The sequence below is a fragment of the Burkholderia sp. AU45388 genome (assembly GCF_030481585.1).
GTDB classification, from domain to species: Bacteria; Pseudomonadota; Gammaproteobacteria; order Burkholderiales; family Burkholderiaceae; genus Burkholderia; species Burkholderia sola.
Genome location: NZ_JAUJPV010000021.1, coordinates 13,001 through 36,617 on the forward strand (window position 1 = coordinate 13,001; position 23,617 = coordinate 36,617).

17 protein-coding genes are annotated in these 23,617 nt (G+C 59.4%); 2 read left to right on the top strand and 15 right to left on the bottom strand.

Going from position 1 to position 23,617, the window contains the following annotated elements; all coding sequences use genetic code 11:
* Positions 1–111: 111 nt before the first annotated feature.
* The 9 genes from QZM72_RS26820 to QZM72_RS26860 form a co-directional block, all read right to left on the bottom strand.
* Positions 112–693 carry a TIR domain-containing protein gene (locus tag QZM72_RS26820; RefSeq protein WP_089468461.1) on the bottom strand — a complete coding sequence of 194 codons (582 nt, stop codon included), beginning with the start codon at positions 691–693 and terminating at the stop codon, positions 112–114.
* An 89-nt stretch (positions 694–782) separates the two neighbouring features.
* Positions 783–2,264, bottom strand: coding sequence for an SIR2 family protein (locus QZM72_RS26825; protein ID WP_301739644.1), 1,482 nt, complete (start codon positions 2,262–2,264; stop codon positions 783–785).
* Positions 2,265–2,322: 58 nt separating this feature from the next.
* On the bottom strand, positions 2,323–3,108 hold the full coding sequence (locus tag QZM72_RS26830) for a toll/interleukin-1 receptor domain-containing protein (RefSeq protein ID WP_179233438.1): 786 nt from the start codon (positions 3,106–3,108) through the stop codon (positions 2,323–2,325).
* 146 nt (positions 3,109–3,254) lie between these two features.
* Complete coding sequence (locus QZM72_RS26835) at positions 3,255–3,863, bottom strand: toll/interleukin-1 receptor domain-containing protein (protein ID WP_089468463.1); 609 nt, start codon at positions 3,861–3,863, stop codon at positions 3,255–3,257.
* 40 nt (positions 3,864–3,903) lie between these two features.
* Positions 3,904–4,542, bottom strand: coding sequence for a hypothetical protein (locus QZM72_RS26840; protein ID WP_089468464.1), 639 nt, complete (start codon positions 4,540–4,542; stop codon positions 3,904–3,906).
* Positions 4,539–5,705, bottom strand: coding sequence for a toll/interleukin-1 receptor domain-containing protein (locus QZM72_RS26845; RefSeq protein ID WP_089468465.1), 1,167 nt, complete (start codon positions 5,703–5,705; stop codon positions 4,539–4,541). Before QZM72_RS26845 ends, QZM72_RS26840 begins: the two co-directional genes overlap by 4 nt.
* A 34-nt stretch (positions 5,706–5,739) precedes the next feature.
* Entirely contained in the window at positions 5,740–6,231 is a 492-nt protein-coding gene (locus QZM72_RS26850) for a TIR domain-containing protein (protein ID WP_089468466.1), read from the bottom strand.
* A 466-nt stretch (positions 6,232–6,697) separates the two neighbouring features.
* Positions 6,698–11,593 (bottom strand): NACHT domain-containing protein, encoded by a 4,896-nt coding sequence (locus QZM72_RS26855; RefSeq protein WP_301739645.1) that lies wholly within the window; start codon positions 11,591–11,593, stop codon positions 6,698–6,700.
* A gap of 442 nt (positions 11,594–12,035) precedes the next feature.
* Positions 12,036–12,530 carry a hypothetical protein gene (locus QZM72_RS26860; protein ID WP_179233440.1) on the bottom strand — a complete coding sequence of 165 codons (495 nt, stop codon included), beginning with the start codon at positions 12,528–12,530 and terminating at the stop codon, positions 12,036–12,038.
* Positions 12,531–12,618: 88 nt separating this feature from the next.
* Between QZM72_RS26860 and QZM72_RS26865 the strand changes: the two genes are divergently transcribed.
* On the top strand, positions 12,619–12,909 hold the full coding sequence (locus QZM72_RS26865; RefSeq protein ID WP_038771840.1) for a helix-turn-helix domain-containing protein: 291 nt from the start codon (positions 12,619–12,621) through the stop codon (positions 12,907–12,909).
* Positions 12,910–12,964: 55 nt separating this feature from the next.
* On the opposite strand, the gene QZM72_RS26870 is transcribed toward QZM72_RS26865, so the two are convergent.
* The 6 genes from QZM72_RS26870 to QZM72_RS26895 all read right to left on the bottom strand — a co-directional run bounded on the left by QZM72_RS26870 (position 12,965) and on the right by QZM72_RS26895 (position 20,295).
* On the bottom strand, positions 12,965–13,405 hold the full coding sequence (locus QZM72_RS26870) for a hypothetical protein (protein WP_080311425.1): 441 nt from the start codon (positions 13,403–13,405) through the stop codon (positions 12,965–12,967).
* Positions 13,383–15,374 carry an integrase gene (locus QZM72_RS26875; RefSeq protein WP_256979673.1) on the bottom strand — a complete coding sequence of 664 codons (1,992 nt, stop codon included), beginning with the start codon at positions 15,372–15,374 and terminating at the stop codon, positions 13,383–13,385. The genes QZM72_RS26870 and QZM72_RS26875 overlap by 23 nt, the downstream gene beginning before the upstream one ends.
* A gap of 4 nt (positions 15,375–15,378) precedes the next feature.
* Complete coding sequence (locus QZM72_RS26880) at positions 15,379–17,001, bottom strand: site-specific integrase (RefSeq protein WP_089468471.1); 1,623 nt, start codon at positions 16,999–17,001, stop codon at positions 15,379–15,381.
* The gene (locus tag QZM72_RS26885) at positions 16,998–18,197 is read right to left on the bottom strand and encodes a site-specific integrase (protein WP_089468472.1); all 1,200 of its coding nucleotides are present in this window, start codon (positions 18,195–18,197) and stop codon (positions 16,998–17,000) included. The genes QZM72_RS26880 and QZM72_RS26885 overlap by 4 nt, the downstream gene beginning before the upstream one ends.
* 255 nt (positions 18,198–18,452) lie before the next feature.
* On the bottom strand, positions 18,453–19,007 hold the full coding sequence (locus QZM72_RS26890) for a single-stranded DNA-binding protein (RefSeq protein ID WP_027785445.1): 555 nt from the start codon (positions 19,005–19,007) through the stop codon (positions 18,453–18,455).
* A 100-nt stretch (positions 19,008–19,107) separates the two neighbouring features.
* Positions 19,108–20,295: an MFS transporter gene (locus tag QZM72_RS26895; RefSeq protein WP_089468474.1), complete on the bottom strand. Its 1,188-nt coding sequence runs from the start codon at positions 20,293–20,295 to the stop codon at positions 19,108–19,110.
* Positions 20,296–20,557: 262 nt separating this feature from the next.
* On the opposite strand from QZM72_RS26895, the gene uvrA reads away from it, so the two are divergent.
* Positions 20,558–23,443 carry an excinuclease ABC subunit UvrA gene (uvrA, locus tag QZM72_RS26900; protein ID WP_089468475.1) on the top strand — a complete coding sequence of 962 codons (2,886 nt, stop codon included), beginning with the start codon at positions 20,558–20,560 and terminating at the stop codon, positions 23,441–23,443.
* Positions 23,444–23,617 lie beyond the last annotated feature (174 nt).

Consider the following 23,617-nt stretch of genomic DNA (forward strand, 5'->3'; position numbering starts at 1 on the left):
ATTCAGTGGGTTATTCTGATGGTATGCTTCAGGGGCTGCGACGAGCCTCGTCTCCTGAGATCAGCGCCTTCTGATCGGCAACGCTGCAGGATACGGGCGTCGCCAGCTTGTTCAACCGACCCATGTGGCGAACGAATCGTAGCCCTCGTCGGCAGACCAACAATACGTGCGATACCCGAGCTCCGACAGTCGCATGGTTTTGCCGCGTTTGGCATCGCCGGCCGTGTTCTTCAAGGTGTAGCCAGACATAGTGGACGACGCAACCCATTTACCGTTTTCGGCCTCCATCGGCTCAACTGACGTGCCATCTGAGCTGTAACGCAGCGCCAGATAGTCAAACGGATTGGGTCCGTTCACCTTAACCTTCTGGTCCTTTCCCTTGATCTGATTGATGTGGACACCGAATGTTTTATTTCCGCGATAAATGCTTCGGAAGATTTCGTAACGCACCCAGGGTCGCGCGTATGTCTGCGAGCCGATCAGCACACAGGTAGTTGACGTATTGTCGAGCCCGTCGTGGATCAGCTTCTTCAGATCAGCTGCGCCCTTCTTCTTGCTCTCTTCCCAAATCGACGCATCGAAGAATCCCGCATCCTCCCGGTCTTCCTTCGCAACCCAGTGGTTGCGCACGACGTTTGCTCGAAAGTCAATGACGTCCTGATAGTGGAAACTAAAAAATACGCGTTTTGCCATAATTTGCCATACTCCCTCTGATCACTGATATTTCAACGAGGCCTAACTCGTCATACCCAGCACGCAAATTTACCTTGCAGTGAACCCCGTCAGGCGTTCGAGCGGATGGCCTCGACCACCTTTACAACTGCTTGGATGACGGATCTGGGATCTGACAGGCGACTGGTTGGACCTAGCGCTTCCAATGCCCCCCGGAATCCCACAGTGGCATTCGGATAGAAGGCGGGCAGTTCATCCATCACGCTGTTCCACAACCGCGCGGCAACGTAGCCCGTCGCGCCCACGGGGATCACCTTCAGTCCCTGGTCAACAGCCATGTCGAATTCGGCTGCAACGCCGTCGGCGTCGATGATGTCATCACCCTGCCGCTTGTTACCGAACAGGAAGATCGCGATGCCCGCGAGCCCGATCATTTCCTCGCGGTAGTGCTGATAGGCCTTGCGCCTTGCCCGCGGGTCACTGATGGCAATTGGAAACGGGCGGGCGACCAGCTGCGTCTGCCGGTACCTGCGCTTGTCCCGCAGTATCGGATCGAGTGCGCCAGCGATCACGGAAGGACCAACGCCGAGCCCAAAACCCGTCACGATCCGATACTTCTTTTCGACTAGTGCCTGACTGAGGCCGGCAACAAACTGGTTCGCCATGTCAATTTTCCACGGCGAAAAATCGTCCGCGCTGCCGGAAATGAAGATCGTCCGCTGCCGGTACTCCTGTTCGATGGCGGCAAGAATGCGAGTGATGTCTCCATACTCGTCAACGAGCAGCGTGTGAACACCAATGCGGGCGAGATCCTTAATCAGGAACGTCTGCTGGTGCTTCCGGTATTCGAAGTCAGCGCCTTTTTCCCGTGCCTTTTTCTGCTCCCGACGCATGATGCAGTAATGCTGCTTCGGTGCTTGGTGCAGTGTGACCCGTACGCGACTCATCACATAATCGATATTCGGATCACTGAAGCTGAAACCGAGGAAAAGAAAGGTCTTTGCCGTCAGGTCGCCGCTCAGGGCGGTGACAAACGGTTCGTGCTTGCGAAAGTAACCTTCGTAATCGTCCTTGGTCAGTACGGCATCGTCTGGATGCTCGACGTCACCGTGCATCTTATAGACGACCGCATCCCGGTTCGGCGTCGTCTTCTTCAGCTGCCTGACTTTATATTTGACGTCTGCGACCTTGTTCGCCTGCTCAAGCGCAGTTTCGATCATCCGATCGTAGTTGGTCGTCCAGTACGTCGAAATCGGCAACCGCGCCAGAATCTCGTGGTTAGTCGTCGGCTTACGTATATCGCTGAACTCCGAAACAATTCGTCGATTCAGCTCCGAACGGTTTCTGCGTTCATTCAAGTGATACTGGGCAAGCGCGACCAGATTCGTCTCGCGGTCGATGTCCAGCCCCAGCTCTTCTGCGACGCTGCGCAGCAACTCTTTCCAGTTAACATAGCCTAGCGATGCGGACAATCCTGCGCCAGCGAAGATTGCAACGTTGTTGTCAACGAGTTCATCCGTGAAGGCACGGATAAACGCCCTCACCTCACCCGAGAACTTTGAGGGCACATCTTTTACCTGCCTTGTTGCCATAGATGGTAGTGCTCCGCGAAGTCACGTGGATGTAAAAGTCGGCCTGTCGTGCTGAAGGTTAGGCTTCGTTTGGCTGCGGCTTGAATGCGTACAGCGCATCCAGGGCGTCCGTGCCGCGACGTTCCGCGTTTTGCCATCGGATCAGGTCGTTGTGGTTCAGGTTTGCCAAGTGCGAGAGTTCCACTTCGTAATGAAATGGTGTCGCGCTGTCGGCAATGATCCGCTCCCTGCCAGACTTCTCGATAGACTCGAGGACGACCCGGGAAGGCATGCGTTTGCGGATCAGCTTGCTGGTCGTGAGTTCAGCATAGATCCACGGCGAAGCCGTCAACGATGCACCCGCATCGTCGATGGATTCCTTGACCACAATCGACGAGGGCGTGTTGAGAAAGATGATGCATTCAGCGCGATCTATCATCGTCGAAAGTGCGCAGGACAACATCATATGGACGTGGCTAGTCGAACGGTTACGCGCCTCGTAACTGTAGGTTTTCTCGTCATCGTTCTTGCAATGCGCGTTGTCGATCTGCTTCAAGAGATCGTCCGAATATCCCCAAACGGTGGAGTCGATGAAGGCGCGAAGACCGAATTTGGCATCGAGCCATCCTGCAAGACTGAGCGCCAAGTCGACGTCCCGGTGCGAGTGCGAGATGAACACCTCAGCATTTTCCGCCCCGAACCAGTCGGCCTGCAGTTGGGTCGCGTCGATCGCATCGTCCTTGACGTAGCGAGTGATCTCGGGACGCATCCTTCCCGAATCGGTGTCAAAAAGAGCCTTCCCCCTGTCTTTATACGTGCCAAAGGGGTTGCCATTTTGAATTTTAAGGTTGAATCCCCGGTACATCCTGATCTCCAGGTTCTTATTGAAACAGCTGCATGTCGCTTGCCGCCGCTCTGGTTGTTATGAATACTCATGCGCACCGGTGCGCCTGGCACCATAATGTGCACACGGGAAAGACAGTCGCACCCCGTGGCAATCGTTACCCTGAACTATCCGATTACCTTCGGACGTTGAAAACCCGAAGTCGATCTGCGCCACCGCAGAAACGACTCGCTGTTGGGAGACTCAAACAGCGTGACACCAGACGGACCCGTTGCAGGCGGCCTCACGATTTCGAGATCGCCTTCGATGTCGATCCGCACGTAGGGGTACAGCCCGAGAAACTCGCGCCCGTGATAGTACTCCGTGTCTTGGGATACCACTGGCAGTATCGCCACGTGGCCTTTCGCGGCATCGAACCAGCCAAGCTCCCAGCACATCCAGCGGGATTGAACTGCCCCTTGCGTGTCGATAAAAAGCATCGTATCGCTCGCACGCATGGCCTCGCGCACTGCGGCTGCATTCGCGGGAGTAACGGCCGCGCGATCCGATTCTGGCGATTCGATCCAGTCACAGTACACCGAGTAGCCCTGTTGCTCGAGATAATCATAGACACCGAGCACAATTTCGGCGTCTCGCATGGTCTGCGACAGGAAAACGTCGTATCGCTTGCGTGACTGGTTACGGATCCGGTCCAGGCACTCGTGGGCAGCGAGTTTTTCAGCGTTTGCGCGATGCTTTGCCCGATCGCGCATCTTGCGCTCATTTAGTAGTGGCATTTTGGCAGTCGTGTTGTAGAGCGTGCTTCAGCAGCGCCGCTCAACCATAGCGGTCCTGTACATCGGCCGGCTGCTCGTCAGGACGTTGGTATCGCCGTTCCCGTACGGAAATGCCCAAATGCCTGTGAAGCAATGACACGTAGTCAAGGTCATTGACGAGGTCCTCGTCGAGCGACGGCATCTGCGCGGCAATCTTGAGCACCGCCCCACCCGTAGTCGCAATCGGAATCACCCGGGTAGATGGCTGCAGTTGCCGGATCAGTTCATATTCAGCGACGATTCCGCCCATTCCACCGATAAACACGGCGGACTCAAATTCGTGTTCCGTGAATATCCGGTGCCGCATGTGCAAAAGGCTTTTCTCCCTGTCCTTGAGCACATCGTCGGTGTAGACGACATTTCTGAAGCGATCATTGTCTTCCGGAAATTCATCGCGAAAATGTTGTGACTGGTATAGCCGAACCCATGCGCCATAGTCGACGCCAAGGCTCTCGGCGACCACCCATATCATGGGAGTGATCGCCGGTTGACCGCCCCAGATTAGAACGCGACGTCCGAGGACGACGTGCACCAGCGCCGATACAGCAGCAGTAATCGCCACCGTATCGGCTGTCGCTGCAAACTCGGGGCCTCGGCGAGGGTCCGGCACGCCTGCGGAAAGGAAGATTGCGTTCTTCACGCCGGTGTCTCCCAGGCCGGAAGTTTCCAGCCCGCGTCCGCCGCCGGGACTGCACGGACCGACGCGATGTTCTCATCAAGCCACTCCAGGTGCGTTCGCCATTGCTTGCCGATCCCGACGTGGTCGTAAACCAGCATCGGCGTCTCGTCATGATTTGCCGCCCTGGCCTTGTCAGCGACATCGTTGAGCAACTCGGCTGTTGGGATGCCCACTACGGGATACGCCCAGATGGTACGTCCGTCGTCGAGTCGAATCGATATGGCCCGATGTGCGCCAATACCGATGATCTCCCCCCCTACACGTTCGATCTCGGCTCGCAGCTTACCCGTAATCGACATATAGCGAGACGCGATGCTGCGACTACGCAGACTCTCGACGGCCAACACGATCTGTTCGGCCTTAGCATCGGCGATTGGTCCATCGGGACCAACAAGTTCATTCGCATCCAGATAGATCGTTTCGGCCAGATCCATGGCGCGATTGGGCGTGTGGTCCGGCCACACGACACGCAGCACATGGATTTCCTTCGCGCGTGCCCTGCCCAGTTCCTGCCGCGTCCATTTGTTTTCAAAGTACGTGGGCGTATCGAGCATGACCATGACGTCGGAGTCGCACAGCCGATGCCACAGGACCTCTTGGAACGCTTCGCCGGGGCGGATGTCGTGCGTATCGAGAAACACGTCGAATCCCCGGGCGCTCATAAGGTCGTGAAGCTGCAGTGCTGCGGCGCGCGAGTCGACCCTGCGATAGCTTACAAAGACGCGCCGCTGACGCCGCAACAGACCGATGCACTCAAGTAACGCCGTCGCAAGCTCAGTGAGTCGAGTGTCGCCGGCGCGCCGGCGCAGAGCATTCGCATGGGAAAGCACGTCGGGCACGCAGGCTGCAAAATCATCGGCGACGCCAATGACAGGGATGACCGGCGCACTTGCACGCACGAGTTCTCGCGCCAGGTCTACATCAACCTGCTTCGTCGCTCCGAAGTATGCAGCAACAAACGCCGCATGCCGGTTGCGCTCACGCACTTCGTCCGCAATACGGATCCTGACTTCATCGCCTATGGCAAGGCCGAATTCCTGTATCAGTCCCGCGAGCGTTGCCGGTAACACTTCGCAATCTGTCTGCGACAGGCTGCCCAGAATTCCAATCTCATAGACGCTCAACGCATGCCTCCCAACGTGTCAGCCCGGATCCGCTTCAGTATTTCGCGCGAATCCTGATCGCGTCTTCCACCCAGGCATCGAGGTTTTTCTCGATGGAAGCGTAGACCGCCTTGCTGTCGAGTCCTGCCGGATCGTGCAGCGGAACGATTTGAGAAAGCGACGTCTGGCTAAGATTGAACCCTGCGAACGGATTAGCACCGGGCGTAGCCGTCCGCAGGTTCTGGTCCGTTAATCCATGAATGCGCACGCCGACCACGCCCAAGCCCCTTTCCCACGCCTTACGGATCTCGTACTTAACCCACGGACGTGATGCCGTTTGCGCTCCGACAAGCACCACCGCGCATGTGCGGCCACTCATCTGGGAAGCGATCCAGCGTTCAATCGCTACGTCACCGCCACGCTTGACCGTTTCCCAATCATTGCCGGACACGGGCTCGTTACCTTCGAGCGCGCCCATCTGTCGCACCTTGGACGCTCGCCAACTATCAGCATCAAAGTGGAAGCTGAAGAATACTTTCCTCGTCATTAGCTTCTCCGATAGCGTGTTCTAATTCTGGCTTTACTTCAGATCACAGCTGACTTGTCCGCAAATTTCCGCGGGGCAGAAGTCCGATAGACCTCTGATTTGCCGCACATAGACACCAAGCAATCGGCACAGTCTGCATGAGAACGCCGTCGTATTCTATTGAGCCTTCAAAAAACTGAAATTCCGACGCACATCGCTCACTTTGACCAGACTGACACAGCATACGCCGTGAAGCGCAGGTGGCATTGTTGATTGTCAGCGATCTCGATATAAATGTCGAGTAACCAAAGTTGGCCTGCTTCCGGCTGACATTAGCAGCCGAAAGCAAGCAGCTGATTCTCTCTCTTGATTGTTCGAGTTCCCGAGCCGTTCCTATCAAAAGCGAGCACCAGTCGGACCTGCTATCACCGGCGCGCCTGCTTCAATCGCCACAGCTGCTCCATCGCTTTTTTAAAAGCCACCTGCATTAGCCAAGTTCAAGTCCGGCGGACACAGCGTCAAGCAGAGTCGCGCGTATCGATCGCCATTGATCGGCTATCGCATCGTAGCCCGCGACTGGCAATCGTTGCCCGGTGCCAAATGCCTGAAGAAGATCGAGCGCCTTGCTACGCGCTTCCGGACCGAGTTTTCCTGCTGCGGACAGATAGCGTGCAAAGCTGCCGCTGACGCTTGGATCGACATCGTGAGCGATCCGAGCGCTCAACAATACTTCAAGTTTCAGGTCTCGCTGGAGCCTTTCCTCGACCGCTAGGTTCGTGATCTGCTGCGCGTCGAATTGTGAACGCCACCGCCGAGTCACCATAGTCTCTAGTAGCTTGCAAAATGCGGCGCTGTCGGCCCGGCGCGCCGCCACGTGAACTGCCACAGTCCAATCGGCGAACTCGTGCCCCAGCTCCTCAAAATTCGTGACAAGTGTCAACTCCTCAGCATCGGGTGCGAAGATCGCGAGCGGGATTGCAGTGACGACGGCCGGCGTTTGCCTAAACCGTCTTATAAGTTGCCGACGCACATCCGCGTCTCCCGTGAAGTGGTCCCGCAAAATTAAGCCGACGTCGGCGCTAACCATCGCGCGGTCATTCCGCCCATCGCTGATGTCGAGCATGTCCCAGCATCGCGCAAGTAGAAGGTCACTACGGGGGCGTTCGGCGGCAAGCGCGCGCAGTATACGTGTAGCGTATAGTGTGTGTTGGATCTCTCCGCGCTCGACAAGCGCGAGGAATTCTGCTCGGGCGGCTGGCGAAGCGCCCGGCGCCGCGGAGAGGATCTCTACGAGTCGATTACCTTGCCCAATCGATCTAATCCGCTCTGACAAGCTGTCGCCGAAGACAGTCTTAAATTCGGCAAATCGCTCACAAATCATCCGCTCAACGGAATCGATGCCTTCTATAAGGCCACCAGTCTCGATAGGAAGCGGTCTTCCATGTATTTGGACTGTCGCCAGCGCGTCGAGCGCGTCGATTGTTACCAGCCCTGCGAGCGCCGCAGCGCGAACAGGTTCATTGTTGTGACCAACCTCAACCGCCTTGGCGATGAGCGTCTGCCTAGCCGCGTCGCGTCCATCGGACGGCAGCGCACGATAGTGGGCGATAACCATACGTGCACGCAACTCCGGATCGGCCTCGGACATAGCTTGAGCCAAGACGACCTCGAGTACCGTTCCAGTCGCTCCGGTTGCAGCAACCTCAATGACCTGCGTACGTAGATCTACCGGCAACGGTACTGCTGCATCTAACAGCACCGGCGTGAATTCGGGGTCGTCCGGGTACGCGGCCGCGATTGCTGCGAGTGGTCCGTCGGCCTCGTAGGCTAGCTCCAGTGCGAGCGCGCGAACCTTGGCGTTTGAGCCGAATGCGCGAAAGAGCGAATAGTATGCGTTTTCGTTCATCTGCCGGGGAAAGGCGAGGATTGCCGCCACGGCCTCATTGTCTGCCGCGTCGCATCCGCATCCCTCCAATCCGATGGTAAGCAGATCACGCCGAAGCTCGCAACGCTTCGCCATGCGAATCAATTTCTCGCGCGCTACCGCCTTCTCTCGCGTGATCATCGGAAGCAAGGAAGCGAGATCTATTAGGTCCTCGTCAGCTGCATCGGCGAGTGAGTCGATGGCCGATCTAACCTCGACATGATCCCGCCCCCAGCCAGTCAATAGTGCTGTCAGTGCCCAGTAGCGATTGAACCCGTTCTGCTGATCTCCCAAAACTTCCTTCAACATCGCAGCAATCGGTGGATCAGCGACCTGCGCAACATACATCGGCATGTTGTACATTCCGATGACCCGGTTCTTGGGCTGAAGCCAGTGGTTATTGGCAGCGAGGCGTATTTCGGGGTCGGCGGCGGCGAAACGACCGACTTGGGACCAGAGGCGCTGACTGCCACCCATGACGTTGAATGGATGGTCTCGACCGAGTTCAGCGAGAATCCAAGTGCGAACATCATCTCGGCCGACGGCCGACTCCATAAGGTAGGCGTACGCGACGTCCAACTCCCAGGGCGAATCGAATTGACGCGACGCACGGCCGAGCGCCCCTTTGATGAGCGTGTCATTGCCGGGCCAGTACTTCATCAACATCGTCGAAGCGAGTTCGCGATACGGATGGGAAATATCCGACCAAAAGTTTTGCGCGCGCAGCACGGCATCCCTTGCTTCGTCGGAAGCCCTCCCCCTCGCAGCGAGCCCCAGGATTCCGACCAAACCAAGCTCACGTTCGTGCAGACGCCAAGCCTCCTCGAACAGAGGCGCTACCCCAGGCGCGTCCTGCCAACCGATCGCAAGACTCTCAAGAAGTGCGGCAGCCGCTGCAAGATCGCGTGTGCAAGCCAACCCGTCGACAAGCCGCTGACCGGCATCAGCAGAAGTGGAGAAGGCCCTAGCATAGGCCGCCGCTGCGGCCCGTTGAACGCCGCGATCCTCGTCATGCATGGCCCGAAATAGAAGGTCTTGAAGCTGTGCGGTCGGTTGCCATGCGCCGAACTTAGCGATCAAAGGTGCACGGTGAAGCACGCGCGCAGGCAACCAACGGCTGAGGCACTGCGCGACGTCGTCCTTCAATGCCGGATCGACGAGACCTTTTAGTACTGACGCCAGCGCCTCACGACGCGCGGGTAGCCAATCCTCGGTTTCAACCCGTTGCATGGCCGCGAACGCCAGTCGCCTGGTCGTCGCTGTCGCGCGCATCGCCGCGCCGAATGCGATGTCGCCGAGCAGAGCCTGCCGGTGAAAACACGCGACTTCGTCGGAGTCGGTTGTCTCGATGACCGCTACCAACCGATCGAACTCGTCGCGCCGCTCGATACGACCAATAAGGTTGGAAATGACGTTTCGCCAGCGGCCCTCGCCTGCATGTGCACGCACGAACACTTCGATCTCGCCGAACGGCCAGCCGCCGATATGCTCGGCGCCTAGAAACTCTTCGAAGCTCGCATGGACGAATCCAACTTCACCGAGCGCCTTTTCGACGAGCAACCCCTGAGTTTCTGCATTGACTGCAAGGATCTCGCCGGCAATTACTGCAGCGTCGGCATCGGCGAGATCGAAACCCTGCGGCGATGCGAGATACGCGCGAAGAATCTCGCGCGCGTCAAGTAATGACATGCCGGCACCACCGGTATCTTTGCGCAACGCGTATGCCAATCTAGCGATCGCCGCACGCCTTTGCAAAGGATCAATCGCGTGGCGAAAGCGCGACTCAGTGTCGCCTGAGGCCGTCGCACGCCTGTCTGGGTGAAGTTCGAGCAGGACGCGGACTAGCTGGTCGTAGATGTCGGTCTTCGTGCGCGGAAGGATCTGGCCGCGCAATGCGAGGATCACAAGACCGACAAGTAGCAGTGGTACCGTCGCAAGCGCGCCGAGGTTGGCGTCCCGCGCAAGTTCGGCCATAAATCGATTATTTCGCAGGCTGGCCTCAGAAATTCCGATGCTGACAGACGACACCGCGGAGTACCGCTCAAACCAGCGCACCGCAATAGCGGACTGTTGGGAAACTGACAGAGGTGCGATAGACCCACGTTTCCAGTTATAGGGGAGCGAACCGATGCGGCTCAAACCTCGGGGCCGCCCCGAGACTATGACGGGAATATCATGTGCCTCGACAGTAGTGACCAGCGCACTCAGTGTCGAGCGGGCAGCCTGCTCGACACTCCACTCGTCAAGACCATCGATGAGCAGCAGAGCGCGTCTGTCGTCAATGACCCTGTCAAGCAGATCCACGATTGAACCGGTGAGAAATTGCTCGAGTGAACGCCGGACGATCTCCTTGATACCGATTGTGTGACGGTCTCGCGCCACTTGCGAAGACCAGCGCGCAAACGGGATATATACAGGGATATGCTGCCCCCAACGCGTTGCGAGCTCGGGAAAATATGACTGTCCGTGAAGCAGATCGAGCGCAATAGCGCGTAGCAGCGTGCTCTTGCCACACCCCGCGTCGCCCAACAACACTAGCCGTTGGCTGTCATCAAGCCATTCAGGGAGCGGCACGCGACGCATTCGGCTACTTGCGAGGGTATCGCTTGACCGGGTCTCGTCGGGCGATACAGTTCGTGGCGATTCCGCAGCACTGGTGCTCCGCTCGCTCGCAGTCTCAGCGCCTGGGTTACGCTCGCGGGCCTGAGCGACTTCACGCACCAGCATGTCCGGCTTAAGAAACCGCTCGAGCACGGTTAGTGCGGGGCGGCTATCCTCGTCGCTAACCGATCCAAAGCTGCCGGGGTCGAAGTGCTGGAACTGCGCCTCATAAACACGAGCCAACTGCGCGCGGACACGCGCGAAGGCCACGCCGTCGAGCCGCGAGCCTAGATCGTCGGCAACGTCCTGCCCCAAAAGTGCAACGACCCAGGAGCGTCCAAAGAAGTCATCAACGAGTACCGGGTGGGCGCGCAAACGGTCTGTGAGATCCTCGCCGTCGAGCGCCGCAAAGGCAATTCCGCGCTCCACAAGCAGTCGTGTCTGGCGCTCAATTTCCTCTTGCACCGCAGTCGATCGGAGCGATGCCTGGACTGCGATAGTAAAGCGAATGGCACGTGCAGCCCAGCTGCCAGCAACGAACAGGTCGACAGCGTCGCGCAGATTGGCGGGGCCAAAGCTATGATGACGCTTAGCTTGGAGGCAATGGTAGCGGCCGTCAGCTCGGCGCGCAAAGATGTCGATACCTTCTTGTGCATCGCCCTGCCTTCCGTAACGCGCACAATGTTCGACATCGCCATCTAGCGCAGTCAACCGGTGACAAAGACGTTCAAAATTTTGCCAAGTCAGCTTTTCAAACGGTAGGATCTGGACACGCGTAGAGACGGGAAGCTCTGACGGCACCTCATTGGGTGGCGCAAGTACGGCAGACAACTCATGGGCGGAGGGGATAGCACGCATCGCTCCATAATGGCATCGCAATCCTTACCTGACCAGCGCAAATTGAATCGACGCAGCGATGTCCATGCCGGATGCGATTCCGCCCGTGCTGAGTCTCCAGAAGCACCCACGCAAGCGTCCGAACGAACCACATGCCGACAAAAGTTACAACTGTCGCCGATGCCGAAATGGATTGTGCTGACGCGGCATTACCGCTCGAATCGTCCACAAAGGTACCAAAATCAAAGGCTCCCCATAGGCGTTACTGCAGGTGGTCGATCGCACACACGCACGGTTTCCCGGATTCGGCAAGTTGCGAGTCCGCTTTGAGCGATAGCTTGATGCTCATACTGTACCGATCAAGCTCGCCACCGCCATCATTTTTTCCCGCATCAGGGATGACTTGCGTCAATAGCTGATAGCGCTCAAAAAAAACGCCAAGGTCGTCGCGAGCCACCATGCATCACGAATCAGCTCCTCCGGAAATCCCTTTAGATTCGGCGGCTCGCCGATAGACACGCCGGCCATGTTCGGGATATGTCGTAGAACCCGCTTCCATTGGCAGATAGTGTCGAGATCCATCTTCGGTAATCAACGCGATGGTCAGACGCTGAAGTACGTTGCGATTCTTTTGCTCTGTTGGTGGAACCACGCCTGTTCGAATCTCTCGCAACGGTTCAAGCCTCCACATTTTCGACGAACGAGCCGCACTCAATCGTAGGATCGCGGCGCCACGAACCACAAATCCGTCGCTAACACACTGCTGGATTACGGCTGCGCAATCCTTCAAATCGACAAGCGCGACCTTTCGTGGACTACCTCGCTGATCACCCTCCGACAACTGGAGGACAAGCGCATCATTGCCTCCCCAGATGTCAACGATCGACCATACAGAAAATTGATCCCCCGCGATGGCGGAATAAAGCGGCAATGCATTGGCTTGGTGTGTTGCAAACATGATGCCGATGATACCAAATGAACACTATAGATTGTAGTCCTTTAGTGTTCGAAATGAGTACATCAAGTCCTTTATTAAGGGGGCTTGCATGCACTCATCGGCGCGAATCGGCGCAGCGTTGCGGATGCTTCGCCAAGCGAAAGGCGTATCTCAGGAGGACTTCGGCATTGTCTCCAGTCGCACCTACGTAAGCACCGTCGAGCGCGGTCTCAAGTCCCCTACCCTCGGAAAAATTGAGCAGTTGGCGGAGGTACTAGGTGTCCACCCTCTCACGCTCATAGCCACCGCATACCTGGAGGAATACAGCGACAAAGGCGTGGAGACTGCCCTCTCCGAGCTGAGAAGTGAATTACTGACGCTCCTTGAAAAAGCGCAATAGTGACCGATGGTCGAGCGTTGGACGTTGACGATCAAGAACTTCGATCGGGCCTCGCTCACTTTCTTCTATCGGTGTCGAAGCTTCGCCCCGGGTCATCCAGCGGTTGATCAAGTTCGCCGATGCTCAGCCCGCGTCTGGAGCAATGAAATGCGATGCGCTGCCAACGCTGAAGCCACCCCTGCTCCAATGCTTCGTACCGCCTCACCTCCGCCCGCAGCGAAGCAAGCGTTTCGTCAAAGTACGTACGCTCATCATCTTGCGAACGCGATCGGGAACGACGATCAGGCATCGACAGGGATCGTTTGGCTTCCTGATACGCACTTGCAATCTTCGGATGACGACTCAGTGCTTGCCGCGTAAATCCTGAAAACGCTTCAATCCTCTCCCATGTCAGTTTGACGCCGAGCTCCTTGTCTCGCCACCGCTCAAGCTCGGCGATGATGCTCGTCAACTTTGCAGCACTGATTTTCGAGTTAGCTCGGATCGCCTTCGGCATGGCCGCTCCCTTGGTCGATATAGCGCACAAGATCTACTTCCTCGAAGTTGAGCGGTGCCAATTGCATCATCAGCTGGTCGTACCGGATACGCAGGTGGCTCATCCAGTCCGGCTCAACCAACGCCTGTCCGTCGATCTGCTTCTGAACATTTTGCAGGCTGAGATAGACAACGGCCGCCTGTCTCTTGAGTTCGTCCGACCGTGACGCATCACGCTTCAGCCAGATGTACTCATCGCAATTCACCGTGCACTGCAGATGGCGCGAGCACGGCGCCATCTGGAAGTCGTGAATGCACATTCCCGGTCCGACATCGTGAACGGCATGGATGCGTGCAGTCAGGAATGTCTGTGCGAGCTCGACTGGCAGAACCTTCGCAATTTCCGTCACCGCACCGCTGATTTGGCCGTCCATGATGTCCGCCACTACTTGCGCAGCCTTTTGGGCGTGCGTCAGGTGCTGATATGCCTTTGTGTCGCCAGCATGCTTGCGCCCGAACCATTTGGTCTGCACGAGATCCGGTGCACCACCCTCGTCCAGTAGATGGTTTAGAAAGTGACGAAATCCATGCGAGCGAACGTTTATTTGGCCGCCACTACTGTCGGCGATCGCGTAACGCTCGAAAACAGAACCAACGACTCCACGCCCAGTCAGGAAGTCCCGCACGTTCTGGTCAGTAATGGGACGGGCCGCGTAGGTCAGCGTCGTCCGAGTGCCACGGTGCATCTGATTTGTGTAAGCAACGCAGAGCGCTTCATGAAGCGCAAGGCCGCGACCGGGTGTGCCGGGTATGGTGGGCGATGCCCAGTGGTCGCCCCGAATTCCTTGAAGCAGCGCCTCGCGACTGATCCGAATATTCTTCGCGACAACGGTGTAAGTGATGCGCCGAGCTTTCAGGAACTGCGCAACCGCTTTGCTGCGCAATCCCAGTATCGCGGGCAACGAAGTTCCAACAATTTCCGCCTGTAATGGTAAGGCGGCGAGTAGCTCACCCGACTCATGGAACGAGCGGGCTATTTGGCGCGCTCCCTGCGTCACCGCCCACAGCTCGATCAATGCTGCTTCGACGACCTCCTCGGTCTCCGTCAGCAGCGGTTTGGTAAGCCACTCGACGGCCACATCGTCGGCACGCCCCTTCAGGCGCGCATAGCGCAGATTTGTGCTGCCGTCTTCCGCAGGGGAGATGGGATTCTCCGGTAGGGTCAGCATTTCGCCGATGCGCAGCCCGGTGCAGACCATTACCGTTGCAATCAGAATCATAATGCGATCGGCACTGACCGGATCATGTGGCGGTGCGTCACGTGGGATCTGCTGATAGAGGTAGCCGATCGCGCGGATGGCCTCCTCATCTGGTAGCTGACTCCGTTGCCCGACCTGCTGTGCTAAGTCGTCGATACGATCAGGCGTCGTTGATTTCGGACGGGATTTGCGTCGACAGCGCCAGTCGAGTCGTATCCGGCACAAACCGTTGCGATCCAGTGCATCGGCGAACTCCTCCATGTGACCAACGACCTTGTATGCCGTTGACTCCCTCTCGCGCTCGAACAGCCTTGCAGCGGCAGCATCCAGATGATTCGCCGTCAACTGGCTGATGTCATCGTCTCTATCTGCCAATGCATCGAACACATAGCGCGAAGCCCGGATGAACACCATGTGACTGTTTGCCGACTGCCCCCGTTGACGATGCCGCTGGCATATAAGCGACTTCATGACATCCCCAAACGCCCTCCCAAATGGCGCCCCGGGTATCCGTGGCACGCGGCTATGCTGCGTGAACAGCAGACGCTGCGCCGGTCGGTCTGCTTTGTAACCACGGGTGCGGTGCAAGTAGGCCAACGACACATCCCAGACTGTGCTGTCCCATTCCACGCCCGGGAACGGGACTAAGACCTTTGCTTTGTCTACTAGCGTCTCACGGTTGACGATCCAGTTATCCGACAGCTTGCCAACCGCACTGGCAAGCGCCGCCATCGATTTACGCTTTCTTGCGACGCCCGCAGACATATTCGTCGACCTCTCGGATCACTTGCGCAACCGCGTAGATGACATCATCCAACTGGATCGACAAACGCGCGCCGTATTTCGTTTGACGGTGCTTGCGGCCCGCGAGCAGTTCGCTCAGCACCGCCTGATGGTCGGCTTCCAAGTAAGGCTGGAACTTTGGACAGAGGTAGCACGAGAACGGCGGATCAAGGGCACAAAGCTGATCCTGTCCGCAGGCTCCGATCTCAACCGGCTGTACCGCCGATATATCCCCAACGAACTGGATGCACTTCGTTGGATCAGGGCCGCTCACGGCAGACTCGGATGACGGTACCAGCGTTCCACGAAACAGCCTCATCAGCGGCCCCATCTTCAGCGCGGCCGCCCGATCGAGAATCTTGGTCAGGCGTCGCCCCTTCAAGGCGTAATAAACCTGAACGTGCTGCGTGTCGGAGTGATCAAGCATGGCGGCAAGCACTCTCTTTGACACACCCAATTCCACCATTGTCGTCGCGAACGTATAGCGCAACCGACGGGAAGTAACATGAAGAGCCTGCCCCGTACGTGGGGAAAAAAGATTCATCCGAGCGGCAAACCGTTTTATCAACAGGCGGAATTCATCGACTTTAATGTGGTAGCCGTATTCACCGACGCCGGTGTCCTGACACCAACGATCAAAATTCTCGCGCATGAAGATAGGCCGGGGGTGATCGCCACAATCAACCATTTTGTTCGCATCAAGAAGCGTCCGCAAGAAGCCCGCCAGTTCGTCGCTCACGCGCTCCTCGATAAAGGCCTGCCTGGCACCAACACCCGGCTTCTTAATTCTGGGAATTGAGAGCGTCCATTGCTCCGGCACGTCAAACCCTGCAAGCACATTCCTAAAGTCTGTTTCCCGCAGCAGGCAGAAGTTGGACGGATTGCGACCGTACGCAAGACTGAGCGCGACTGCCGCGCGCTGCATTACGTGCTGACGCGCCGTCGATACATCCTCCAGCAGCGCGCGACGAAGAATCGTCACTTCGGTATCCCAGAGCGGACCGCACTCCTCATCCTCGAGTTCAACCGCAAGACGCGACGGTCGCGCGGGAATTCGAACTTCATCGAGTTCGAGAGCGAATTCCTCGTCGAAACCGAGGCAGTCCAACATTTCCGATGACCAAAGATACCAATGGCGCAGGACGTAGAAGTCGACCATTGCTTTCCGTACTCGCAGGCCCTGAATTGCCCTTTCCATCTGGGCGCGCAGCGCCGTTCGCATACGCACTGGATCAGTAATCTCGGCCAGCCCTGGCCACATATGTTGCCCCCGTTCTGAGACGGGATCGCGAAGCGCATCGACAATGGTGCGGAGACCGTTCGCCACGGTTCGGCCAGCTTGTTGAGCAAGCAGCAGCACGGCCCATCGCCGCAGCGCATAGCTCACAATCGCGTTGCAGTCGGCAAAGCTGGACCAGTCGACGGCTATGTGCTCAGTCGCCACATTAAACTTCCATACCGTGCCATGGAGGTCCATTCGACGTCCATCCCGGTCAACAACGAAATCCGGCAACGCTGGAAGGCCGTACCGCCGCAGGTGTTCCACCATAGCTTGGTTCACGTCGCTGTTCGTCATGCGTCGCTCCGGAAGATTGACCTGCCAAGGGACGCAGCCTGGTAGCTCAGGCTGATCTCACACGATTCGCGCCGGATGGCCGCATCGATATACGGCATCACTGAGTCGGCCGAGCGCCAGCCAAAGAAGTACATCATGTCCTTGTCGATTCGCTCCTCGTCCAATCCATTGCGCAAGCCAGCCTCGCGGAAGTTGGTCGCACATGTGCTGCGCAGGCAATGCGGGTGCAGACCTTCGAATTCAGGATGAACAATTGCGATCTGATCAAGGAGACCATTCACGCGCGCAAGGCTCATCGGTTGTCCGCCTCGACTTAGAAATAGGAACGGGCTCCTGCCGGCTCCTGGGATATTTCGGCGCGTCGTGCAGATGTAGTCGTTAAGGTACCTGGCTAGCGATGTGTTGCACGGTAGAAGTCTCGACTCGGTCTTGACTTGCGGCTCGTTGATCCGGGGATCACTTGGATCGTCGGGCGATCTCTTCACACGGATTTCGGGAATAGCGCGAGACAAGTGGCAGTCCGAAACCCGAAGCTTGAGCAACTCCCCCCGACGCACACCGAGCATTGCCATCATCAGCACGATCAGGAAGTTGCGCTGCCGATACGGCTTTTTCCATGGATTCTCGCGAGAGTCAGGATGGCAGATCCGCAATAGTCGTTGCTGTTGATCTGTCGACAGCGGCGTCGCATGAGTCGAAGACTCGACGCGCACGCGCCCCGCTGTTGAGAAGCTACGCTCAATGAACGTCAACCTCTCTCGCATTTCGCGAATTTCTGGGCTACCCACTGGCATCGCGAACATCGCGCACTCGAGATGCCACCTGACACACTGCGAAACGACGTTCAGACGAAACGCTACGGTGCTCGGCGAAACGATGAGCTTGCGAACTTTTCGGGTTGTCTGGAAGTTGCGCCGCAACCAGGGGTAAAGCTGACTGACGATCTCGTCCTGACTCAGACCTTCGCCAGAAACTAGACGCGTCTCCAGCGGAAACGCCTCTGCCAACGCCCAAGCCCATATATAACCGAGAGCGCGCAACGTCTTGATGAGACTGTTGACAGACAGCCTGGGACGCAGGTGCTTGATGAGATACGCGTTAATCCATGGCACCGGTTGCCTTTCCGCATCAAGCAGGATTGGAAGGCGCTCCCCTCCTGGATGCAGAACCGTAACCACGTGAAATCGCACTTGCATGCGTCTCTCCTTGATGCTGCCGACTCAAGGTACGCAATGTTTACGACTTTTTCATGGCAACGCCTGAGGAAGCCCGCGCCTCAGGATGGCTAACACCGAAAGTTGACGATATGCGTTATCAGCGAAAAATCGTCTGCCGCCGCGGTACCCCTCCGGCAAATGTTGCGGGTCAAGGAACGCTCTGAATCCCAGATATATAAAGAAAAACCCCACCAAAAGGCGGGGTTGATCTTTACATTTCTCGGATACGGGAAATCAGAACGGAATATCGTCGTCCATCTCGTCGAAGCCGCCGCCTGCCGGCGCGCTCGGACGGCTCTGGCCGCCGCCACCCGCACCGCCACGCGCTGCGCCGCCGGCACGGCCACCGCCGCCACCGCCGCGCTCCGCCTGCTCGCCGCGACCGCCGCCACCACCACCGTAGCCGCCGCCGTAACCGCCTTCGTCACCGCCGCCACCGCCGCCGCCCGAACCGCCGCGGCCGCCGAGCATCTGCATCTGTTCGGCGACGATCTCGGTCGAATAACGATCCTGGCCGTCCTGGCCCTGCCACTTGCGCGTGCGGATGCGGCCTTCGATATAGACCGACGAACCCTTCTTCAGGTATTCGCTGACGATTTCCGCCAGACGGCCGAAGAACGCGACGCGATGCCACTCGGTCATTTCCTTGAAATCGCCGCTTGCCTTGTCCTTGTAGCGGTCGGTCGTCGCGAGACGGATGTTCGCAACCGCGTCGCCGCTCGGCAGGTAACGGACTTCAGGATCGGCGCCGAGGTTGCCGACGAGGATGACCTTGTTGACGGATGCCATGTGTTTCTCCAGTAAATTCGATGCCGGGCCGCCCGCGCGTATCGCCGGAACGGCCCGCCGGGCAGGCCGGCGCGCTGCCGATGCCTGCCCGAAACAAGATTCAGGCCTTGCGCGGCGGCGCTTTCATGCTGGCCGCGATTATAAGCCACGCGGCAACGAGCCCCGAGCACGTATAAAACACCGTGTTCGCGCCGCCGTGCTTCAGCAGCCAGCCGCCCACGATGCCGCCGAGCGCGAGCCCGATCGACTGCGTGGTGTTGTAGACGCCCGTGGCCGCGCCCTTGCGCGAACCCGGCGCGAGCTTCGACACGAGCGACGGCTGCGACGCTTCCAGGATGTTGAACCCGAGGAAGTACACGAAGAGAATCGCCGCCACGATCACAATGGTATGCGGTGCGCTGCCGAGCAACAATTGACCGATCAGGATAGCCAGAATGCCGCCGAGCAGCACCGGCTTCATCTTGCCCCGTTTTTCCGCGACGATGATCGCCGGCACCATCATGATGAACGCGAGCCCCATCACCGGCAGGTAGACCTTCCAGTGCGCGGCGACCGGCAGCCCGCCGTCCACCAGCAGGCGCGGCACGACCAGGAACAGCGCCGTCTGCGTCGCATGCAGCACCAGCACGCCGAAGTTCAGGCGCAGCAGCTCGACGTTGTGCAGCACCTCGGCGAACGGCGCGCGCACGTGCACGGGCTTCGCCGCGTCGGGCACGACCCACAGCACGACGCCGATCGCGAGGATCGACAGCACGCCGACGATCGCGAACAGCCCGCTCATCCCGACCCAGTGGAACACGATCGGCGCGCCGACGATCGCGACCGCGAACGACACCCCGATCGAGCCGCCGACCATCGCCATCGCCTTCGTGCGGTTCTGTTCGGAGGTCAGGTCGGCGATGAACGCGAGCACCGCCGACGACACGGCGCCCATCCCCTGGATCACGCGGCCGACGATGATCCACGTGATGTCGTGCGCGAACGCGGCGACGAAGCTGCCGAGCGCGAAGATCACGAGGCCGGTGACGATCACCGGCTTGCGGCCGAACTTGTCGGACGCCCAGCCGTAGAAGATATAGAACAGCGACTGCGTGACGCCGTAGGCCCCGAGCGCGAGCCCGACGAGCAGCACGTTGTCGCCGCCCGGGATGGTTTTCGCATAGACCGAGAACACCGGCATGATCATGAACAGGCCGAGCATGCGCAGCGCGAAGATCGCCGCGAGCGACGTGGTCGCGCGCAGTTCGGGCGCAGTCATGCGGGAAGACGTGGCGGACGGATTGGACATCGGGAATGAATTTCGAATGATCGGAATGTCCGCCCGGCGGCGGGCGGCGGAAGATCAGGACCGGCGGCCTGGCGGCCTTTCGGACGACACGTCGGGGCCGGATGCGGGCGGCCTGCGGGCCGCGCGGAACATGCGGCGCGACCGCTTTTCCCGGCGCAGGTGTCGCCTTGCTGCCACCTGCTGTAAAGGCCAGGGGCCGTAAACGACGGTCTCGAAAAGCCGTTATAGTAGCAGGTTTGGTTCCCTCCATTTCGCCAGGTTCATGGAACAGATCCGTATCCGTGGGGCACGCACCCACAACCTGAAAAACGTCAATCTCGACCTGCCGCGCCACAAGCTGGTCGTGATTACCGGGCTGTCCGGGTCGGGCAAGTCGTCGCTCGCGTTCGACACCCTTTATGCCGAGGGCCAGCGCCGCTACGTGGAAAGCCTGTCCGCGTACGCCCGCCAGTTCCTGCAGCTGATGGAGAAGCCCGACGTCGACCTGATCGAGGGGCTGTCGCCGGCGATCTCGATCGAGCAGAAGGCGACGTCCCACAACCCGCGTTCGACCGTCGGCACGGTCACGGAAATCCACGACTACCTGCGACTTTTGTACGCACGCGTCGGCACGCCGTACTGCCCCGACCACGACATCCCGCTCGAGGCGCAGAGCGTGTCGCAGATGGTCGACGCGGCGCTCGCGCTGCCCGAGGAAACCAAGCTGATGATCCTCGCGCCCGTCGTCGCGAACCGCAAGGGCGAGCACGCCGAGCTGTTCGAGGAGATGCAGGCGCAGGGCTTCGTGCGCTTTCGCGTGCGCTCGGGCGGCGGCGCCGCGAACGAAGGCGTCGCGAAGATCTACGAGGTCGAGTCGCTGCCGAAGCTGAAGAAGAACGACAAGCACACGATCGACGTCGTCGTCGATCGCCTGAAGGTGCGCCCGGACATGAAGCAGCGGCTCGCCGAATCGTTCGAGACGGCGCTGCGCCTTGCCGACGGCCGCGCGATCGCGCTGGAAATGGATACCGATCGCGAGCACCTGTTCAGCTCGAAGTTCGCGTGCCCGATCTGCTCGTACTCGCTGCAGGAGCTCGAGCCGCGCCTGTTCTCGTTCAACAACCCGATGGGCGCGTGCCCGGAATGCGACGGCCTCGGCCAGATCACGTTCTTCGATCCGAAGCGGGTCGTCGCGCACCCGTCGCTGTCGCTGGCCGCCGGCGCGGTGAAGGGCTGGGACCGCCGCAACCAGTTCTACTTCCAGATGCTGCAGAGCCTCGCGGCGTTCTACGAATTCGACATCGACGCCGCGTTCGAGGATCTCCCCGAAAAGATCCGCAAGGTGCTGCTGTTCGGCTCGGGCAAGCAGACGATCCCGTTCTCGTACATCAACGAGCGCGGCCGCACGACGATCCGCGAACACGTGTTCGAAGGGATCATCCCTAACCTCGAACGCCGCTACCGCGAGACCGATTCGGTCGCGGTGCGCGAAGAGCTGTCGAAGTACCAGAACAACCAGCCGTGCCCGTCGTGCGACGGCACGCGCCTGCGCCGCGAGGCGCGCCACGTGCGGATCGGCACCGGCGACCACGCACGGGGCATCTATGAAATCAGCGGCTGGCCGCTGCGCGACGCGCTCGGCTATTTCGACGGGCTGACGCTCGACGGCGCGAAGCGCGAGATCGCCGACAAGGTGATCAAGGAAATCGTCGCGCGCCTGACGTTCCTGAACAACGTCGGCCTCGACTACCTGTCGCTCGAGCGCAGCGCCGAGACCCTGTCGGGCGGCGAGGCGCAGCGCATCCGGCTCGCGTCGCAGATCGGCTCGGGGCTCACGGGCGTGATGTACGTGCTCGACGAGCCGTCGATCGGCCTGCACCAGCGCGACAACGACCGCCTGATCGCGACGCTCAAGCACCTGCGCGACCTCGGCAATTCGGTGATCGTCGTCGAGCACGACGAGGACATGATCCGCACGGCCGACTACGTCGTCGACATGGGCCCGGGCGCGGGCGAGCACGGCGGCGTCGTGGTGGCCGAAGGCACGCCGAAGCAGGTTCAGTCGAATCCGCAGTCGCTGACCGGCCAGTACCTCGTCGGCAAGCGCGTGATCGAGTATCCGGACGAGCGCATATCGCCCGATCCGGAGCGGATGCTGCGCATCGTCGACGCGCACGGCAACAACCTGAAGCACGTCGATCTCGAACTGCCGGTCGGCCTGCTGACCTGCATCACCGGCGTGTCGGGCTCCGGCAAGTCGACGCTGATCAACGACACGCTGTATCACGCGGTCGCGCGCCACCTGTACGGCTCGGCCGCCGAGCCGGCGCCGCACGAGGCGATCGAGGGCCTCGAGCACTTCGACAAGGTGATCAACGTCGACCAGTCGCCGATCGGCCGCACGCCGCGCTCGAACCCGGCCACGTATACGGGCCTGTTCACGCCGATCCGCGAGCTGTTCTCGGGCGTGCCGACGTCGAAGGAGCGCGGCTACGATCCGGGCCGTTTCTCGTTCAACGTGAAGGGCGGCCGCTGCGAATCGTGCCAGGGCGACGGCGTGCTGAAGGTCGAGATGCACTTCTTGCCGGACGTGTACGTGCCGTGCGACGTGTGCCACGGCAAGCGCTACAACCGCGAAACGCTCGAAGTGCAGTACAAGGGCAAGAACATCAGCGAAGTGCTCGACATGACGGTCGAGCACGCGTACGCGTTCTTCAGCGCGGTGCCGGTCATCGCGCGCAAGCTGAAGACGCTGCTCGACGTCGGCCTCGGCTATATCCGCCTCGGCCAGTCGGCCACGACGCTGTCGGGCGGCGAGGCGCAGCGCGTGAAGCTGTCGCTGGAGCTGTCCAAGCGCGACACCGGCCGCACGCTGTACATCCTCGACGAGCCGACCACCGGCCTGCACTTCCACGACATCGCGCTGCTGCTCGAAGTGATCCACCGGCTGCGCGACCAGGGCAACACGGTCGTGATCATCGAGCACAACCTCGACGTAATCAAGACGGCCGACTGGGTGATCGACCTCGGCCCCGAAGGCGGCGCCGGCGGCGGCCAGATCATCGCGCAGGGCACGCCCGAGCAGATCGCGAAGACGAAGGCGAGCTTCACCGGCAAGTACCTCGCGCCGCTGCTCAAGCGTCCGACCCGCAAAGTCGCGGCCGGCTGACGCCCGTTCGCCCTTCCCCGCGCGCGGCCGCCCGGCCGCGCGCCCGTCGAGGGCGATCGCGCCCCCTCGTTTTCCCTTCTGCGTTTACACCATGCGCCAAACGGCCCGTTTGCGGACCATAATGGCAGCTATACTTTACGGCCGTAAGGTTCGTCATCCGCACCAATCCGGTGC

Bases quoted from the DNA above. Each gene is read 5' to 3' on its own strand.
- QZM72_RS26820 (WP_089468461.1), bottom strand. From the start codon at position 693: ATGGCAAAACGCGTATTTTTTAGTTTCCACTATCAGGACGTCATTGAC.
- QZM72_RS26850 (WP_089468466.1), bottom strand. From the start codon at position 6,231: ATGACGAGGAAAGTATTCTTCAGCTTCCACTTTGATGCTGATAGTTGG.
- QZM72_RS26860 (WP_179233440.1), bottom strand. From the start codon at position 12,530: ATGTTTGCAACACACCAAGCCAATGCATTGCCGCTTTATTCCGCCATC.
- QZM72_RS26825 (WP_301739644.1), bottom strand. From the start codon at position 2,264: ATGGCAACAAGGCAGGTAAAAGATGTGCCCTCAAAGTTCTCGGGTGAG.
- QZM72_RS26885 (WP_089468472.1), bottom strand. From the start codon at position 18,197: ATGCAAGTGCGATTTCACGTGGTTACGGTTCTGCATCCAGGAGGGGAG.
- QZM72_RS26890 (WP_027785445.1), bottom strand. From the start codon at position 19,007: ATGGCATCCGTCAACAAGGTCATCCTCGTCGGCAACCTCGGCGCCGAT.
- QZM72_RS26855 (WP_301739645.1), bottom strand. From the start codon at position 11,593: ATGCGTGCTATCCCCTCCGCCCATGAGTTGTCTGCCGTACTTGCGCCA.
- QZM72_RS26830 (WP_179233438.1), bottom strand. From the start codon at position 3,108: ATGTACCGGGGATTCAACCTTAAAATTCAAAATGGCAACCCCTTTGGC.
- QZM72_RS26880 (WP_089468471.1), bottom strand. From the start codon at position 17,001: ATGACGAACAGCGACGTGAACCAAGCTATGGTGGAACACCTGCGGCGG.
- QZM72_RS26870 (WP_080311425.1), bottom strand. From the start codon at position 13,405: ATGCCGAAGGCGATCCGAGCTAACTCGAAAATCAGTGCTGCAAAGTTG.
- QZM72_RS26895 (WP_089468474.1), bottom strand. From the start codon at position 20,295: ATGTCCAATCCGTCCGCCACGTCTTCCCGCATGACTGCGCCCGAACTG.
- QZM72_RS26865 (WP_038771840.1), top strand. From the start codon at position 12,619: ATGCACTCATCGGCGCGAATCGGCGCAGCGTTGCGGATGCTTCGCCAA.
- QZM72_RS26875 (WP_256979673.1), bottom strand. From the start codon at position 15,374: ATGGCGGCGCTTGCCAGTGCGGTTGGCAAGCTGTCGGATAACTGGATC.
- QZM72_RS26835 (WP_089468463.1), bottom strand. From the start codon at position 3,863: ATGCCACTACTAAATGAGCGCAAGATGCGCGATCGGGCAAAGCATCGC.
- uvrA (WP_089468475.1), top strand. From the start codon at position 20,558: ATGGAACAGATCCGTATCCGTGGGGCACGCACCCACAACCTGAAAAAC.